This is a genomic window from Clostridium boliviensis (assembly GCF_033342255.1).
In the GTDB taxonomy this organism is placed as follows: domain Bacteria; phylum Bacillota; class Clostridia; order Lachnospirales; family Lachnospiraceae; genus Lacrimispora; species Lacrimispora boliviensis.
On sequence record NZ_JAWONS010000102.1, the window covers coordinates 42,657 to 60,307 of the forward strand.

Genomic DNA, 17,651 nt, shown 5'->3' on the forward strand with positions numbered 1-17,651 from the left:
ACCTCCTGTTAAACCAAAATAACAGCAAGCAGCGTTCCCAAAAACATGCAGAATCCCAGCGGAATAACTGCATCATACCCATCCCGGGATGAACTGTAATAAGCTGTAATTTTTTTTGTTTGGAATAATGACCTCAAGTAGGTCAGAAAATAAGACAACCGTTGAAAGGTACTGCCTTTCAACGCCATAAGAAACAGAGACCAGAATGCCCCTATTATAAATCCGCCGGCAACCGCTTTAAAACCAGTGCCAAAACCAAGATATCCGAATATGAGGGCGGCTGTTTTAATATCACCCGCTCCAATCATACGGCATACAAACAGCAGAAAAAATGCTGCTGTAACTACTAAGAATCTTCCTGCAAATGCCATCATCTCATGCAGAACAGCCAGATTCCCGTCTTCAACTGCTTCCTGCAAGGTTAAACAAAGTCCCATCACAATACCCGTAAATACCAGGTAATTGGGTATACGGTGTTCCCTTACATCAAAATGAGAAGCAATAGCCAGTATAAACAATAATACGAGAACTTTTACAATATCAACTCCTTTTTACTAAATTATAAATCTGGAAATAATGCCGGAAATTCGGCTTTGAATAATGAATAGTGAACCGTATACAGAACGTATGCGAGATTCTGACTTTATTATGCACAAGGCAGATTCAAAAGTCAACTCTTTTTTACAAATTTTTCTATTTTGCATTTGATATGAACCATCAGATGATTAGTCATTTTGTGTTATAATATACAATTTTTTATCACATTTTCAAATCTTATAAGTAGTTTTGTACAATATCTGTTGACCTTTTTCCGCCCGGGTGTTACTATAATATTAGTTTACTATTTTAAACCAAAGGAGATGTTTCAGGTGGCGAATGGAGATTTTCCACAGCTTTTTAAAAGCTGTATGCCGCTTTTTATTGCATTAGGAGACGAGGTCCGGCTTACGATTATTGAAGTTCTGGCCAATGCCTGCATAAAAAAGCAGACTGAACTTTGCGGAATGAATGTAAATGAAATTACAGATAAGACAAGTTTATCCCGCCCGGCCATTTCTCATCATTTAAGAATATTAAAAGAAGCAGGACTTGTATCGTCACGCCAGGAAGGAACTGCCAATTATTATTTTCTAACCTTTGGAGAAAGCACAAAAAGGTTATGCACACTTGGGCAGTATCTCCAGAATTATATGGATCAAGTCTAATAATTTTATGGATATTCAGGTAATAGATGAATAAAGTTCCAATTTCCAGATATAATGAGTTTTATAGATACTCGTTAAATCTTAATCTGGAGATGATTATATGAAAAATTTATTATTAGGGAATCACTTTTCTCTTACGGAAGAGGAACGGACTTTACGCAAGGAAATTGAACGTTCCAAAACCGCCATTGATGCAGCAAGGAATCATTTCGAACAGGTCGTTGACCCAACTTTAATTGACTGCTATATCTACGAACTGAATGCAGCGCAGCTTCGCTACCAGTTTCTTCTGCGCCGTTTTAAGAGCCGCGAGGTATAATCAGGTATAGAATAAGCTTTGATACTGACCTGTTACAAAGGCTGCTTCAACATGGGAATCGTGTACCAATATGGAGGGGTGAGCAAATGGAGAATGTAACAAATGAATTGGGAACAGGTTTTATTACAGAGCTTGACCGTTATTTATACAACAACGGCCGTCATTACGAAATTTATGAAAAACTGGGCGCTCATCCGAAAACATACAACGGAAAGCAAGGGGTGTATTTCGCCGTTTGGGCACCTCACGCAAGTCAGGTTGGGGTAGTCGGAGATTTCAATGGATGGAACCCCGACTTAAATCCCATGGTCCCCCTGGCCGATTCCGGTATCTGGGAGGTATTTGTTCCGGGGGTGGCACTGGGACAGCTGTACAAATATTCTTTAACTACTCCCAGTGGAAAAATTCTTTTTAAAGCAGATCCCTATGCCTTTCATGCAGAATTCCGCCCTCAGACCGCTTCTGTTACAGCCGATTTATCCGTATATACGTGGAACGACCATGCTTGGGTAAAAAAGCGGGAAAACCAGGATATGCTGTCTGAACCGTTAAGTATTTATGAGGTCCATCTGGGCTCCTGGAAACGAAAAAACCGGGAAGAAAAGGAAGGCTATTATACATACAAAGAGGCTGCCTGCGAACTGGCAGAATACGTGAAGAATATGGGCTATACCCATATCGAACTTATGGGCATTGCAGAACACCCATACGACGGCTCATGGGGTTATCAGGTAACCGGTTATTATGCTCCTACTTCCAGATACGGAACACCCGACGAGTTTATGTATTTTGTTGATTACATGCATCAGCATGGAATAGGAGTTATTCTTGACTGGGTTCCGGCACATTTTCCCAAAGATGCCCACGGACTTTCCGAATTCGATGGGGAAGCCTGTTACGAATACGCAGATCCGCGCAAGGGGGAACACCCTGACTGGGGAACCAAAGTCTTTGACTATAGCAAATATGAAGTGGATAATTTTCTTATTGCCAATGCTCTTTATTGGGTGGAAAAATATCATATAGACGGGCTGAGAGTAGATGCCGTTGCTTCCATGCTGTATCTGGATTATGGACGCAGCAGCGGCGAGTGGGTTAAAAACCCCCACGGAGGGAATGAGAATCTTGAAGTCATTGAGTTTTTTAAACACTTAAACAGTGTAATAAAGGAACGGGGAAAGGGCGCTGTTGTCATTGCTGAAGAGTCTACTGCATGGCCTAAAGTAACAGATCAGCCCGAGAATTCCGGACTTGGCTTTACTTTTAAGTGGAACATGGGCTGGATGCATGATTTCCTGGAATACATGAAACTGGATCCCTATTTCAGAAAATATAATCATCATAAGATGACCTTTGGACTTACATATTTTACCTGTGAAAATTATATACTTGTATTGTCGCATGATGAAGTCGTCCACTTAAAAGGTTCCATGATTAATAAAATGCCAGGACTTCTTGAGGATAAGTTTTCAAATTTAAAGCTTGGCTATACTTTTATGATTGGACACCCCGGAAAAAAACTGCTTTTCATGGGACAGGATTTCGGCCAGTTCCATGAATGGGATGAAAAAGATTCTCTTGAGTGGTATCTGGCTAAAGAGCCTCTTGGTGAAGATCTGAACAATTATGTCCGTGATCTTCTTCACCTGTACCGAAAATTTCCCGCACTCTATAATAATGACTACATCTGGGAGGGATTTTCCTGGATTAATGCCAATGACAATGAACGTAGTATTTTCAGTTTTATCCGGCATGGAAAAGGAGTCAGAAACAGCCTGTTGTTTGTCTTGAATTTCACTCCTGTCAAACGTCCTGATTTTCGGGTGGGCGTACCAAAACCCGGGAAGTATACTCTTGTTCTTGATACAACACATGGGCTGTATCAAGAAAAGGAATCCGGTGTGGATTTTAAATCTGAGAAGACTCCATGGGATGATCAGGATTATTCCATTGCTTATCCGCTTCCAGCTTTTGGGGCCGCTATATTTCGTTTTTAATTTACGAATTATTTGGTTATTTTTTATATATTTTTCTATAAAATACTATACTTTTTCGTTATTTAGTAGTAAAATATAAGTATAAAATTACTTAATATGCTAGACTCAGAGATGGAAGGAGAGGTTCATATGGCAGCAGAATTAATCGCTACAACAGCAACAAAGAAGGTATTTCATGATGGTGAAAAGGCAATTAAAGTTTTTAACGCTGAGTTTCCTAAGGCTGAAGTTTTAAACGAAGCACTCATCAGCGCCAGAGTAGAAGAAATTGGCGGTATTCATGTTCCACGAGTACTGGAAGTCGGTGTTTTTGAAAACCAGTGGTCCATTACCTTTGATTTTATAGAAGGCAAGACCCTCCAGCAGCTGATGGATGAGAATCCCGAGAAACTGCCGGAATATATGGAACAGATGGTAGATCTGCATCTGAATATCATGTCTAAGCATTGCCCCTATTTAAATAAGCTGAAGGATAAGATATCCAAACAAATTCAGGATATTGAAGAACTTGGTGACGTAACCAGATATGACATGCGCACACAGCTGGACAGCATGCCAAAGCATACCAAACTCTGCCATGGCGATTTTAACCCCTCCAATATTATTGTAAAGAGCGATGGAACTATGTATGTTCTGGACTGGGTACATGCCACTCAGGGTAATGCCAGTGCAGATGTTGCAAGAACCTATCTGCTGTTCTGTCTGCAGGATCAGAACAAGGCGGATATGTATATGAACCTGTTCTGTAAGAAAACGGGAACTGCCAAAAAGTATGTTCAGTCCTGGCTTCCCATTGTCGCAGCTGCACAGCTTTCCAAAAAAAGGCCGGAAGAAGAGGAACTTCTGAATAAGTGGGCCGGAGTTTGTGATTACCAGTAACTTGATCAAAAAGGGAGTGGACCTGAACCGTCCGCTCCCTTTCTATGAATCATATTGTGCCATAACCATTTCGTAATATCTGCATCGCTTCAAGATTCTTCTTTACCGGTCATTGTCTCATGCTCTTTTTTAAGTTCCTGATACAAATCGTAAAAACTCCATTTTGAGTTGGTATCTGTTATTACAGCCTTTAATGCTATTTTGGATACTCCTGACCGCTTTAAATTCATCAGCAGTTCATCAATCCGTTTGCTGGAAAAATTCTTCATAACCAGAATCTCTTCCTCAACCACCGGACATTCGCCTGCAGGCTGTTCCTCAAATCCCTCACTTCCCGCCAGATAACCAATCGTCTGGCTCGTCTGATCAGGGGAAATATTCTTAATGCGGATTCCCATCTGGATCAGAACTGCCTTTAACCTGGCAACCCTGGTATTATTCCCTTTCTGACTTTCCTTTTCCGGGCAGTAATATAAAACCATTTCCTTCTTCACTTGCATTTTATATCCTCCTTTTGATGTCTATAGCAGCTGTTAGATCTTCACTGCTTAATATGCTTAAATAAGATGGCGGGATATCAAATACGGTTTTGCAACCGTTCATCCCTTCTTTATTGAACCGATATGCCGCTCGCGCATACGCATGATTACGACGGATAGCGCATTCCACTCCTTTTCCAAGATTACCATAGCCTAAGATTCCTATTTTAATTGTCATAATTCATCTGCCTTTCCCAAAATATTACTTTCTATTATAGTTTACAGGATGTGTTGTGTAAATCCTGTTTTTTAATGATTCAGCATGAAAAAATCCGCAGCCGGATTATTCCAGGCTGCGGATCAAACGTCTATAGTTACTTAAGCAAGTGCTGCTGCGACTTCCGGCATCTCAAGAGCTGTCGTCTCATACTTATCTAAAATCACTTTCTGGATCATATCCCGGGTTCCTGAATTAATGGGATGTGCAATATCCCGGTATTCCCCGTCTGCAGCCTTGCGGCTTGGCATGGCAATAAAAAGGCCTTTTTCTCCTTCAATAACCTTAATGTCATGAATCACAAATTCATTGTCCAATGTTATGGATACAATCGCTTTCATCTTACCCTCTTTTTCGATGCGTCTAACTCTTACGTCTGTAATCTGCATGTTAAAGCCCCTTCCCGTCACATTTCCTATAATGTGTATCTCTCGTTTTTTTCTATGACAATTTTTACATTGTCTGGCGTTCCTATATAGGTGGTGTTGGCCCGAATCGTATCCCGGCTTTCCACGATACAGTTTTCTATCACTGTATTGTCCCCTATATAAACATCATTTAAAATGATGGAATTCCTGATGACACAGTTGTTACCGATATATGCCTTTTTAAATAAAACAGAGTTTTCTACCACTCCATTTACGATACTGCCGCTGGATATCAGGCTGTTTTTCACAGCAGCACCGGGATTGTACTTTGCCGGTGGCAGATCGTCAATTTTCGAATAAACATCAGGATACTGCCGGAAGAAATAATCCCTGACCTCCGGTTTTAAAAAGTCCATATTGGTTTTATAATAGGACTCCACAGATGCAATGTTTCTCCAGTATGTATTCATTCGGTAGGCATATATTCTTTTTAAATTCCTATAGCGGATCAGTATGTCGCTGACAAAATCATAACGGTCTTCCATGGCACACCGTTCAATTAATTCAATCAGCTGACGTCTGCGGATTACATAAATCCCGCAGGATACTGTATTGGAGGATGCAACCATTGGTTTTTCCTCAAATTCTGTGATTCTTCCGTCGTCATTGGTCTTCACAATTCCAAAGCGGGTGGTATCTTCCCCTGCCGGAAGTTCTGTGCAGACAACGGTAATATCAGCCTTTTTTTCAATATGATACTCCAGGACTTTTCCATAATCCAGCTTATAGATTCCATCCCCAGCTGCAATAACCACATACGGCTCATGGCTGTTTTTTAAGAATATCAGATTCTGATAGAGGGCATCGGCTGTTCCCCTGTACCAGTCACTGCTTTCTGCTGTAATTGTGGGAGTAAATACAAACAAGCCTCCCTGCTTTCTTCCAAAATCCCACCATTTTGAAGAACTTAAATGCAAATGAAGAGATCTGGAATTATACTGGGTCAGAACCGCCACATTCTGTATATGAGAGTTTGTCATGTTACTGAGCGCAAAATCAATGCTCCGGTAATTCCCTGCAATGGGCATAGCGGCAATGGCTCGTTTATTGGAGAGTTCCCTCATTCTTTTGCTGTTTCCGCCTGCTAATACAATTCCTATTGCTCTCATCTCATACCACCTGCCTTTATGATGTAGTCACCGCCTGTCAGCTCTCCGTCCGGATAATCCTCCGGCCTGGTCTCACCAACAATTGCTGTGTTCTTACCCACCTTAACATTGTCTGGTATGATGGAATTTTCCCCAATAGTCACCAGATCGAACTGATAAACCTTAGGATCATATTTGCTGGGCGCAAATTCACCTTTTCCCAGTTCACAATCAGCACCGACAGTAACATTCTCAGCAATGATTGCTTTCCTGATCGTGGTGTTCTCCCCGATTGTACATTCCCTCATAATAATGGAATCTTCAACTACAGCTCCTGATTTGATTACTACACCGGCACCAATTACGGAATTATGAACCTCACCCCAGATTTCAGTTCCTTCTCCGATAATGCTCCGGTCAATGACAGCCTCTTCTGCTACATACTGAGGCGGAATAATATCACTCTTCGTATAAATCTTCCAATACTCTTCATAAAGATTAAACTCAGGAATGATATCAATCAGTTCCATATTTGCTTCCCAGTATGAGCTTAAGGTACCTACGTCTTTCCAGTAGCCGTTATACTCATAGGCAAATACCCTGTTTCCGGACTCAAAACAGTAAGGTATGATATGTTTGCCAAAGTCACAGCCTGGAACATCAGACATGCGGATTAATGCTTCCTTTAAAACCTTCCAGCTGAATATGTAGATACCCATGGAAGCAAGATTGCTTCTGGGGCTCTCCGGCTTCTCCTCAAATTCTGTAATCCGGTTATTCTCATCGGTAATAAGAATTCCAAAACGGCTGGCTTCTTCAATAGGAACTGGCATGGCAGCAATAGTGATATCAGCATTATTGGCTTTATGATACTCAAGCATTACCTCATAATCCATCTTATAAATATGATCCCCTGAAAGGATAAGAACATAATCCGGGTTATAGGTCTCCATATATTCCAGGTTCTGATAGATGGCATTGGCTGTGCCAGTATACCAGTCACTTCCCTTGCTTCTTTCATAGGGAGGCAGAATCGTGACACCACCAACGTTACGGTCTAAGTCCCATGGAATACCTATCCCGATATGAGTGTTTAAACGTAATGGCTGATACTGAGTCAGGACCCCTACTGTATCGACTCCTGAGTTAATGCAATTGCTGAGCGGAAAATCAATAATACGATATTTTCCGCAAAATGATACTGCGGGTTTTGCCACCTTCTGCGTCAGAACACCTAACCGGCTGCCCTGACCGCCTGCAAGAAGCATGGCAATCATCTCTTTTTTAATCACGTTATCACCTCTTGCTGTTGATATTTATTGTACTAGCATTATAACATACATTCGTAGAATAGTGAACAAATTTTTGAATTATTGTGTTATTTTTTTGTGCATTTTCCGACATTTTTCATGCTTTTGTCTTTTCTTTTACATTTTAGCGTTTATCAGTAGTTTTTGCACCCCATACCCCTTGAATCAAGGCCGGAAATACAGTATAATCTTATTAAGTATGCGAACATGTAAAAGGAGAAGCCATTATGGATTTAACCGCGGTAAGACAAATATATAGAGACAAAGATTCATTTCTTAATAAAGAGATTACAATCGGAGGCTGGGTAAGAAGCTTAAGGGATTCTAAGACCTTTGGTTTCATCGTGTTAAATGACGGAAGCTATTTCGAAACGCTTCAGGTCGTTTACCATGATTCTATGGAAAACTTTTCAGATATATCTAAGCTGAATGTTGGTGCTGCAATTATCGTCACCGGAACCCTGGTTCCGACACCGGAAGCCAAACAGCCGTTTGAGATTCAGGCCGCAAAAATCGACATTGAAGGTTCCTCTGCTCCGGATTATCCCCTTCAGAAAAAGCGCCATTCCTTTGAATATTTAAGAACTATTTCACATCTGCGTCCGAGGACGAATACGTTTCAGGCAGTTTTCCGGGTGCGTTCTCTCATCGCCTATGCCATCCATCAGTTCTTTCAGGAACGGGATTTCGTTTATGTACACACTCCTCTCATCACAGGCAGTGACTGTGAAGGTGCCGGAGAGATGTTCCAGGTAACAACTATGGACTTAAAAAATATTCCTATGACCAAAGAAGGAACGGTAGACTTTGCTCAGGATTTCTTCGGAAAGCCTACCAATTTAACCGTTAGCGGACAGCTGAATGCCGAAACTTATGCTATGGCCTTTCGAAACGTTTATACCTTTGGTCCTACCTTCCGTGCTGAAAACTCCAATACAACCCGGCATGCGGCAGAATTCTGGATGATTGAGCCTGAGATGGCATTTGCAGATCTGCAGGATGATATGGAACTGGCTGAATCTATGCTGAAATATGTGATTCGTTATGTTCTGGAGCATGCTCCGGAAGAGATGAACTTCTTTAACCAGTTTGTGGACAAGGAACTGTTAGACAGACTGAATCATGTATTGAATTCTGAATTCGCTCATGTGACCTATACGGAAGCAGTTGAACTTTTAGAAAAACACAATGAAGAATTTGATTATAAAGTATTCTGGGGCTGTGACTTACAGACAGAGCATGAACGTTATTTAACTGAACAGCTATTTAAAAAGCCGGTATTTGTCACTGATTATCCAAAGGAAATCAAAGCATTTTACATGAAGATGAACCCTGATAATAAGACCGTTGCTGCAGTGGACTGCCTGGTTCCCGGTATCGGTGAGATCATCGGAGGAAGCCAGAGAGAAGACAACTTAGACAAGCTTACAGCACGTATGGACGAGCTGGGTCTGAAAAAACAGGATTATGATTTCTACCTTGACTTGAGAAAATACGGTTCCACCCGTCATGCGGGATTCGGACTTGGTTTTGAACGCTGCGTTATGTATTTAACCGGTATGGCCAATATCCGTGACGTGGTTCCATTTCCAAGAACCGTTAACAACTGCGAACTATAGGCCGCTGAGGCTGCTGCCAATAAATCAGACAGCCTCTTGATACAGGAACCATGTATAAAGGGAATCTCAAATTTCTTTTATATGTGGTTCCAAGTCTATGAAAGAGGATACGTACAGCAAACATCAGATTCTTTCATGCAGTGCTGTACCAGCGAGGTATTGACGATGAAATTTATACATATTGCAGATGTACACTGGGGTATGAGCCCCGACAGCGATAAGCCCTGGAGCCGGGAGCGCTACCAGGACATTAAAGACACATTCGCAAAAGCTGTGAACCAGGCGAAGACCATGGAAGCTGACTGTCTTTTCATTTCCGGTGATCTTTTCCACCGCCAGCCACTTGCCAGAGATTTAAAGGAGATTAATTATTTATTTTCCACTATTCCGGGCGTTCGTGTGATCATTATCGCTGGAAACCATGACCGCATTCGGAATAACTCTGCTCTATTAAGTTTTACCTGGGCGCCGAATGTAACTTATCTCATGGGAGAAGAGCTGGAAAGCGTTTATTTTAAGGAAATTAATACAGAGGTCTATGGTTTTAGCTATCACTCTGTAGAGATACCTGAAAACCGCCTTGACCACTTAAAGGTACCTAATAACGGAAGAATTCATGTCCTTTTAGGCCACGGAGGAGATGCCAACCACATCCCCTTTGATAAAGGTGCCATGTCAAGCCTGGACTTTTCCTACATCGCCATGGGACACATCCACCGCCCTGAGATTCTTATTGAAAATCGTATGGCTTTTGCAGGCTCTCCGGAACCCCTGGACAAGACAGAATCCGGTCACCACGGTATGATGGTTGGGGAGATCAATGAGGTAACCCGTATGGTAACCTCCCTGAAATTCATTCCTCTCGCAAAGCTTCAGTACATCTCTCTTGCAGTCAATGTCACCCCAGCCACCACCAATACAGAACTCGCCATGAAAATTACACAGGAAATCCAAAACCGGGGCATAGAGAATATCTACCGGTTACGCATACGGGGCATGAGGGATCCGGATATTACATTTGATTTAGACATGCTCTCTGCCCGGTTTAAGATTCTTGAAATGATTGACGAATCAGAACCACAGTATAATTTTTCCGCTCTCTTTGCCGAACACCCCAGCGACATGATCGGTTTCTTTATTCAGGCACTTCAGAAACCAGAGATGAGCGGGGTAGAAAAGAAAGCACTCTATTACGGAATTAATGCTTTGCTTCGCACTACGGATGAAAGGAGCTGACCATGAAAATACTGGACATCTACATCAATGGATTTGGAAAGTTCCATGGCAGGAACTTAACGTTCCATGATGGTATTAACATTGTTTATGGAAAAAATGAGGCAGGTAAATCCACAATACATACTTTTATCCGCAGCATGCTCTTTGGAATTGAACGCCAGAGGGGACGAGCATCGAGAAATGATCTCTACTCCCGTTTTGAACCATGGGAAAACAGCGGAACCTATGAAGGACAGATCCGCGTAGAACATAAGGAACATATCTACCGCATTGAACGGACTTTTCAGAAGAATAAAAAAGAGTTTAAGATCGTAGATGAAACTGCAGGACGGGAAGTCGAGCCAACAAAGTCATTCTTAGATGATCTTCTCTGCGGTTTAAGCGAAACCTCATACATCAATACCATCAGTATCGGACAGTTAAAAAGTGCAACAGACGAAGGTATGGTTACGGAGCTGAAAAACTATATTGCCAACTTAAATACAACAGGTAATCTTGCTCTTAATATCACAAAAGCGGCGGCTTGTTTAAAATCCCAGAAAAAAGAGCTGGAAGCGCAAATGGTTCCTGAAGCAGCCCGGACCTATACCTCACTGTTAAGTGAAATCCGCAATATTGAAAAAGAAATCTCAGCTCCTGAGTATGAGAACCAGATTAAGTCTTACCAGAAGCTTCGCCAGGACATGAAGGCTGACTTAGAAGAGCGCCAGGCAGAAAAGGAAGAACTGATCAAGAAAGTAGCAAGAGGCCGGCAGGTTCTCACAGGCAACCATTTTACTGACCACGAATCCATTCAATCCTGTTCCAGAAAGGCGCAGCAGCATTATGATGAATATGTAGAGGCGCAGACAGCATCAAACCGTAAACCGAAAAAGATCGCCTCTGCTGTTTCACTGATTGTCGCAACCCTTTTACTATGCAGCACTGGTATTATTTATTATTTAGGAGAATCCAATTACTTCTCTGCCTATTATGGCATTGATCTCATCCTGCTTCTGAGTATTTTTGTAAGCGGTGCTCTTATTTTCTATCTGATTGGCTTAATCCTGTTTTTAAGGATCCGCCACCATCAAAAGGATATGGAAATGAGCGGCAAGATTCTTCAGGAAATCCTGTCCAGGCATCTGGGAGAGACCGATATTACTTCGGATTCCATACAGGCATTTCAGAACCGCATGGCAGAGTTCACACGGCTCTGTTCGGCCGTAACCAAATCGGAAGCAGCCATTAACCAGAAGGCGGTCGAGATTGAAGAACTTAATAAAAAGCTGGAAGGATGCGGCGAAACCATTGAGACACAGCAAAAAAGCCAGTGGGAGCTTGAGAAGAAGCTGGATCATCTATCTGGCTGTAAAACCCAGGCCGAAGGGCTGAAGCATATTATAGCTGAAAATGACCGCTTACGGGAGGAAATCGCTGCTGTGGACTTAGCGTTGGAAACCATGACCAGCTTATCTTCCTCCATCCGTGACTCGTTTGGTCTTTACTTAAATAAGGCAGCCTCTGATTTGATCTCAGGAATTACCGGCGGAATCTATACCAGTATGAGCGTAGATGAAAACCTGAACATATTTTTAAATACCAAAACCAAGCTGGTTCCTTTAGAGCAGGTCAGCAGCGGAACCATGGATCAGGTCTATCTGGCTCTTCGCCTGGCTGCTGCAACTCTGATCCAGTCTGGTGATGAAAAAATGCCGTTTATCTTTGATGACAGCTTTGTACTATATGATGACGACCGGTTAAAGACCGGATTAAAATGGCTGTCTGGTACTTATAGCAATCAGATTATTATCTTCACCTGCCATCAGCGGGAAGCACAGATGCTGACTGCCAACTTAATGCCTTATCATTTAGTCGAAATATAAAGAAATCCCTGAGAGAGACAAAAATCTCTTTCAGGGATTTCTTTATATTAATCATATATTTCTAAAAAAATCAATTACAACTCCAATTATAATTCCCAGGATCGCTGGACATATCCAGGCTAGCCCAGCAGAATAAAGCGGAAGAACAATAAGTGTATCATGCAGAAATCTGGCTCCTGCCTGTTCCAGCGCCAGCAGAACTCCCGTGATTCCTGTTAATCCCATGGAGCATACATATACCGCTCTCCAGCGTTTTCCATCCCTAAACGCAAAAGAAAGAATGATCAGCACGATGGATATTGGGTAAAGAGCATTTAAAACAGGTACTGATATCTCCAGTATCTTGTTAAGTCCTGCATTGGAAATAATCAGACTGATGAAAGCAAATAAAAACGCCCATGTCCGGTACCTCACTTTAGGTATAATGGTGCAAAAATACTTACTGCAGCAACTGATCAGGCCAATACACGTATTCAGGCATGCAATGAAAAAAACAGCCGCAAGCAGAATGAGACCGGCTTTTCCATATAAGAATTGTACCGCCTGATTTAAGGTCTGAGCACCATTTTCTTTAACACCAAATGTTCCTCCGGTCACTGCACCCACATGAGATAAAGCACTGTAAACTAACAAAAGGATTCCTCCGGCAAAAAATCCGGCTTTAATGGTCTCCCGAACCACATCTGCTTCTTTCGGGATACCCATAGCTTTAATATTCAAAGATATAATAATCCCGAAATTCAAAGCTGCAATGGTATCCATCGTCATATAGCCTTCCAGAAATCCTTTCACAAACGGAGCTTTTTGATAGGTTTCGGCTGGCTGTCCATAAATGCCTGCCGGATGAAGGATGCAGCCGGCAAAGATCACTGCGATCAGTACCAAAAGTATGGGAGTCAGTATCTTTCCCAGCCTGTCCGTCAGCTTATCAGGTTTTAAAGCAACGGCAAACGCTATGGCAAAAAAAACAACGGAATATAGAAACTGCATCCAGCCAGTGGCACTTCCCGCCTTTAGAAACGGTACGACTGCCATCTCAAAAGACGTACTTGCTGTTCTTGGAATTGCAAGGCAGGGTCCGATGGATAAATAAATTAACAGGGTAAATATAAATGCAAATTTGGGGTGAACCCGGCCAGCAAGCTTATCCAGTCCGCCGGACTGCGCTACTGCCACCACGCCCAAAACCGGAAAACCAATCGCGGTTACTGCAAATCCTGCTACTGCAATCCACACAGATATTCCCGCTGATGCGCCTAAATAAGGGGGGAATATCAGGTTTCCTGCCCCAAAAAACATGGAGAAAACCGTTAAACCTGCTAAAACTAATTTTTCTTTTGTTAATCGTTCCATAATCCCCCCTGGATTAACGGTCTCCAGCGCGGTAACGCTCCAGCAGACGGTTGATTCTGTTTGTTGGATTGAGCAGTGGGCTCAGGGAGGCATCATGGTTTAAATTATCAATGATAAGAGCGATGTATTTGCTCATATCGACATTAATATAATAAGGTCTGGACAGAAGATCCGGTGTCTGATGAACCAGGTTTGTGGTTAAGATCCTGTCGATCAGTCCATTTTCATAATATTCATCAAACTTTGCAAGGCCGTTGGTAAAGAGTCCGAAGGTAGCACAGACAAATACTTTTTTTGCCTTTCTCCGTTTCAGCTCTTTTGCAACATCAAGCATACTTTCGCCAGAAGAAATCATATCATCCACAATAATTACATCTTTGCCTTCCACGCTGCTTCCCAGAAATTCATGTGCAACAATTGGATTGCGTCCATTCACAATCTGCGTATAATCACGCCGTTTGTAGAACATACCCATATCAAGTCCCAGTACATTGGCAAAGAACACAGCACGTCCCATACCGCCTTCGTCAGGGCTGATTACCATCATGTGATCGCTGTCAATATCCAGTTCCTTCTCTTCTTTTAATAAGTATTTAATAAACTGATAAATTGGCTGAACCGTCTCAAATCCCTTTAATGGAATCGCATTTTGAACTCTGGGATCATGGGCATCAAATGTAATAATATTCTCCACACCCATGCTCACAAGCTCACGAAGCGCTAATGCACAGTCCAGTGATTCTCTTCTGGAGCGCTTATGCTGGCGGCTCTCATATAAGAAAGGCATGATCACGTTAATGCGTCTGGGTTTACCCGCAGATGCTGCAATCACACGTTTTAAATCCTGAAAATGATCATCGGGGGACATGTGGTTGGTCATCCCACACAGAGAATAGGTCAGACTGTAATTGCAAACGTCAACCATGATATAAAGGTCATCTCCACGCACCGATTGCTGCAGTGTTCCTTTTGCCTCTCCGGTTCCAAATCTGGGGGTGCTGGCTCCAATGATATAACTCTCTCTCTGATAACCGGAAAAAGCGATGGTAGACTTATGTTCACTTTCCCGATCTTTTCTCCATTCCACCAGATAATCGTTTACTTTTTCTCCCAGTTCCTTACAGCTTTTTAAAGGAATTAAGCCTAATGGTCCAACCGGAATGGTTTCTATCGTTTTCTCTTCGTAAAGCATTGATTTCTCCTCCAACGTGTCCTTATGCATTGCAACGGTTCTTTTATAACATTATGCGCGAAAATAGTCAAGTTAATCGGATAGTTTTTGTCATTCTCCACGTTTGGATTTTTTCCTGATTCGGATATCATCTCCATATAGGGGAATTACTGTATAACGGCTGATCAGCCTGGAAGTAACCCGTTCCGTATAACGGTCCCGCAATTCATTAATCGGGTGATTGGTAGAAATAATCGTCGATTTTGATGAATTAAGCCGCTCATTAATACAGTAGAAAAGTTCGGAAGAGGTAAAGCTGTTATTTAACTCTGTACCAAGATCGTCGATGATTAAAAGATCACAGTCCAGAATGTATTGATACATTCCTTTCATATCATCCTCGTCCTGATAATCAAATCGATTTTTGGAAAACACTTCAAAAAGATCATTGGCGGATAAATAGATCACAGAATAAAAACGGTCAATCAGCTCTTTGGCGATACAGTTGGTTAAAAATGTCTTCCCCACACCAGTCGGTCCAGTAAACAGAAGATTCCCATGCTCTTTCGGAAGGTTTGTCACAAAATTCCTGCAGGTTTCCGTTACCTGCATCATATATTGTTTTACTGTCCGGTTCAAAACCGGGATCACTCTGGTATTATCAAAGTACTCATAAGAAAATGTTTCAAAATTTTCTACTGCAATAATCTGTTCAATATTGGACTGTGCATATAAATATCTCATCTCACACTGTCGGAAGCAATGACACTTTATGCCATCTGCATAACCGGTATCCTTACAGTCCGGACATAAATACTGCATCTCCATATAATCTGCGGGATACCCGGAGGATTTAAGAAGAACCGCCTTCTGTTCCCGCAAATCCGTGATTTCATCTCTCAGCTCCTTTAGAGCCTCCTTGTCCCCATCTAAAAGCCTGCGGGCACATGCTACGGCTCTTGTGCTGATGGAATCGTCAAGTTCTTTTATTACAGGAATTTTTAAATAAACTTGCGCAATCCGCTTTTCCTGTTCATGCCGGTTCTTCAACTGCTGCTGCCCGTAAGCCCGCATGATGGCGTCATATTGTGAATTGCTCAGTGCCATAGCTACCTCCGTTCCTGTTGTGCTTCTCTTTGTTATTTAAGCTCTGTAAGCTGTTCAAGAATAAGAGCATCATAATCAATCTCTCGTTGAGGAAAGTTCTGAAACTGATTCTGCCCGTTCCTTCCCTTCCCACCAGCTGTATTCACTGCTGCCTTACCAGCTTTATCATTGCCGCTCTTTTTCCGGTCCGCATGCTGCTCATCCAGCTTACGGATGTCTTCCATCGTACGGACTCCGGCTTTCTTCCAGCCTTCTATAATCTTGTCCGTATAAGGAAAGCTGGGTGAATGCGTCGCTGTCAGAGTCCGGTTGCATGCCTCAATAACCAGCTCTTTGGTGAATCCGTATGTACGAAACCATTTATCCATATATTCCCGTTCTGAATCTCCGGGATTACGGTCACTCAGTCCAAAAGCTCTCATCACTGCAAATGAGTCCTTTGAAAATGTAAGTGCATAATTCTTGGCATCATCTACTGTCTGAAAGCCTTTTTCATGCCAGTTAATGGCCACTGTTTCAATATAACGTATGCTGGTATGTCCACCCTGCACACAATACTCCACCACATATTCCAAAAGCTCTGAGGGCATATGAAGGCCATCGTAAAGGTAAGCAAATACCTCGCACTCCCTCTGGGTGAAAACTTTGTTCATATATTTCTGGGCAATATAAAGCAGCTGGGAAAAATCCTCATCTCCTGCCAGCCTGCTGATCTGATCCGGAGTGTAGGACTTACGCTCTGGAGATTCCACGGCCTTTTCCTTCTTTCTTTCACCAGCCGGTCGTACGGAACATGCCGTCTCCGACGCGGCAGGAGAAAGCTCAGGCTTAGACACTGCCGACTCGCTTAATACTCCGGCTTTTTTCCAGTAAGATAAGGCACGCATCACATCGGCCTCTGTATGATTTAAGGCATCAGCAATCATGGAAACGGTCACCTCTTCACCCTCATGACGCATCAGGAACAGATATTCTTTAATATATTCACCATTAGCCGAAGCCATAGATTCATCTATGAATTGATTTGATATTATCGTACCATTGATCTTAAAACTGCTTTTAAAATTCACCGCCATAACCTCACCTTTTTATCGTATTCATATCATACCACAGGTCTTTCCAAAAGAAAATAGGGGCAGTTATCCACTAAATCAATTGTGGATATTGTGGATAATGTGGAAACCAAGTATACATAATCTTAGTTTATCCACTTTATTCCTGTCGAAATGCTGATAAAATCTAGATTTCCTAAATTGTGAGACGATAATTTATGTAAATTAAAAAATCCACATAGCTTCTTAACATAAAATGTTGAAAA

Annotated in this window: 17 protein-coding genes; 7 read left to right on the forward strand and 10 right to left on the reverse strand. The window is 42.1% G+C overall.

The annotated features are described in order from the left end of the window. Positions 1-8: 8 nt before the first annotated feature. Positions 9-518 (reverse strand): prepilin peptidase, encoded by a 510-nt coding sequence (locus tag RZO55_RS05455; RefSeq protein ID WP_318063275.1) that lies wholly within the window; start codon positions 516-518, stop codon positions 9-11. Between the two features lie 351 nt (positions 519-869). Between RZO55_RS05455 and RZO55_RS05460 the strand changes: the two genes are divergently transcribed. The 4 genes from RZO55_RS05460 (at position 870) to RZO55_RS05475 (ending at position 4,400) form a co-directional block, all read left to right on the forward strand. After that, the gene (locus RZO55_RS05460; RefSeq protein ID WP_336624263.1) at positions 870-1,205 is read left to right on the forward strand and encodes an ArsR/SmtB family transcription factor; all 336 of its coding nucleotides are present in this window, start codon (positions 870-872) and stop codon (positions 1,203-1,205) included. Between the two features lie 100 nt (positions 1,206-1,305). Beyond that, positions 1,306-1,524, forward strand: coding sequence for a YaaL family protein (locus RZO55_RS05465; protein WP_318063276.1), 219 nt, complete (start codon positions 1,306-1,308; stop codon positions 1,522-1,524). 86 nt (positions 1,525-1,610) lie between these two features. Beyond that, entirely contained in the window at positions 1,611-3,521 is a 1,911-nt protein-coding gene (gene glgB, locus RZO55_RS05470) for a 1,4-alpha-glucan branching protein GlgB (protein WP_318063277.1), read from the forward strand. Between the two features lie 129 nt (positions 3,522-3,650). Beyond that, positions 3,651-4,400, forward strand: coding sequence for a phosphotransferase family protein (locus tag RZO55_RS05475; protein WP_318063278.1), 750 nt, complete (start codon positions 3,651-3,653; stop codon positions 4,398-4,400). A gap of 89 nt (positions 4,401-4,489) precedes the next feature. Here RZO55_RS05475 and RZO55_RS05480 read toward each other — a convergent pair whose 3' ends face one another. From RZO55_RS05480 to RZO55_RS05500, 5 genes are all read right to left on the reverse strand, one after another. Beyond that, positions 4,490-4,900: a DUF3783 domain-containing protein gene (locus RZO55_RS05480; RefSeq protein WP_318063279.1), complete on the reverse strand. Its 411-nt coding sequence runs from the start codon at positions 4,898-4,900 to the stop codon at positions 4,490-4,492. Position 4,901: 1 nt separating this feature from the next. Next, positions 4,902-5,117 carry a hypothetical protein gene (locus RZO55_RS05485; RefSeq protein WP_318063383.1) on the reverse strand — a complete coding sequence of 72 codons (216 nt, stop codon included), beginning with the start codon at positions 5,115-5,117 and terminating at the stop codon, positions 4,902-4,904. A 140-nt stretch (positions 5,118-5,257) separates the two neighbouring features. After that, positions 5,258-5,545, reverse strand: a complete 288-nt coding sequence (gene spoVG, locus RZO55_RS05490) for a septation regulator SpoVG (protein ID WP_318063280.1) — start codon at positions 5,543-5,545, stop codon at positions 5,258-5,260. A gap of 26 nt (positions 5,546-5,571) precedes the next feature. Beyond that, positions 5,572-6,693, reverse strand: coding sequence for a glucose-1-phosphate adenylyltransferase subunit GlgD (glgD, locus tag RZO55_RS05495; protein ID WP_318063281.1), 1,122 nt, complete (start codon positions 6,691-6,693; stop codon positions 5,572-5,574). Continuing rightward, the gene (locus RZO55_RS05500) at positions 6,690-7,964 is read right to left on the reverse strand and encodes a glucose-1-phosphate adenylyltransferase (RefSeq protein ID WP_318063282.1); all 1,275 of its coding nucleotides are present in this window, start codon (positions 7,962-7,964) and stop codon (positions 6,690-6,692) included. The genes glgD and RZO55_RS05500 overlap by 4 nt, the downstream gene beginning before the upstream one ends. Positions 7,965-8,209: 245 nt before the next feature. Between RZO55_RS05500 and asnS the strand changes: the two genes are divergently transcribed. The 3 genes from asnS (at position 8,210) to RZO55_RS05515 (ending at position 12,702) form a co-directional block, all read left to right on the forward strand. Continuing rightward, positions 8,210-9,601 (forward strand): asparagine--tRNA ligase, encoded by a 1,392-nt coding sequence (gene asnS, locus RZO55_RS05505; protein ID WP_318063283.1) that lies wholly within the window; start codon positions 8,210-8,212, stop codon positions 9,599-9,601. A 165-nt stretch (positions 9,602-9,766) separates the two neighbouring features. Further along, positions 9,767-10,837, forward strand: coding sequence for a metallophosphoesterase family protein (locus RZO55_RS05510; protein WP_318063284.1), 1,071 nt, complete (start codon positions 9,767-9,769; stop codon positions 10,835-10,837). Positions 10,838-10,839: 2 nt separating this feature from the next. Then, positions 10,840-12,702, forward strand: coding sequence for an ATP-binding protein (locus tag RZO55_RS05515; RefSeq protein ID WP_318063285.1), 1,863 nt, complete (start codon positions 10,840-10,842; stop codon positions 12,700-12,702). 51 nt (positions 12,703-12,753) lie between these two features. On the opposite strand, the gene brnQ is transcribed toward RZO55_RS05515, so the two are convergent. From brnQ to RZO55_RS05535, 4 genes are all read right to left on the reverse strand, one after another. Further along, positions 12,754-14,055 (reverse strand): branched-chain amino acid transport system II carrier protein, encoded by a 1,302-nt coding sequence (gene brnQ, locus RZO55_RS05520; protein WP_336624264.1) that lies wholly within the window; start codon positions 14,053-14,055, stop codon positions 12,754-12,756. A gap of 13 nt (positions 14,056-14,068) precedes the next feature. Beyond that, on the reverse strand, positions 14,069-15,247 hold the full coding sequence (locus RZO55_RS05525; RefSeq protein WP_318063286.1) for a ribose-phosphate pyrophosphokinase: 1,179 nt from the start codon (positions 15,245-15,247) through the stop codon (positions 14,069-14,071). Positions 15,248-15,337: 90 nt separating this feature from the next. After that, positions 15,338-16,333 carry an ATP-binding protein gene (locus tag RZO55_RS05530; protein ID WP_318063287.1) on the reverse strand — a complete coding sequence of 332 codons (996 nt, stop codon included), beginning with the start codon at positions 16,331-16,333 and terminating at the stop codon, positions 15,338-15,340. Positions 16,334-16,365: 32 nt separating this feature from the next. After that, the gene (locus tag RZO55_RS05535; protein ID WP_318063288.1) at positions 16,366-17,409 is read right to left on the reverse strand and encodes a DnaD domain protein; all 1,044 of its coding nucleotides are present in this window, start codon (positions 17,407-17,409) and stop codon (positions 16,366-16,368) included. Positions 17,410-17,651: the final 242 nt, after the last annotated feature.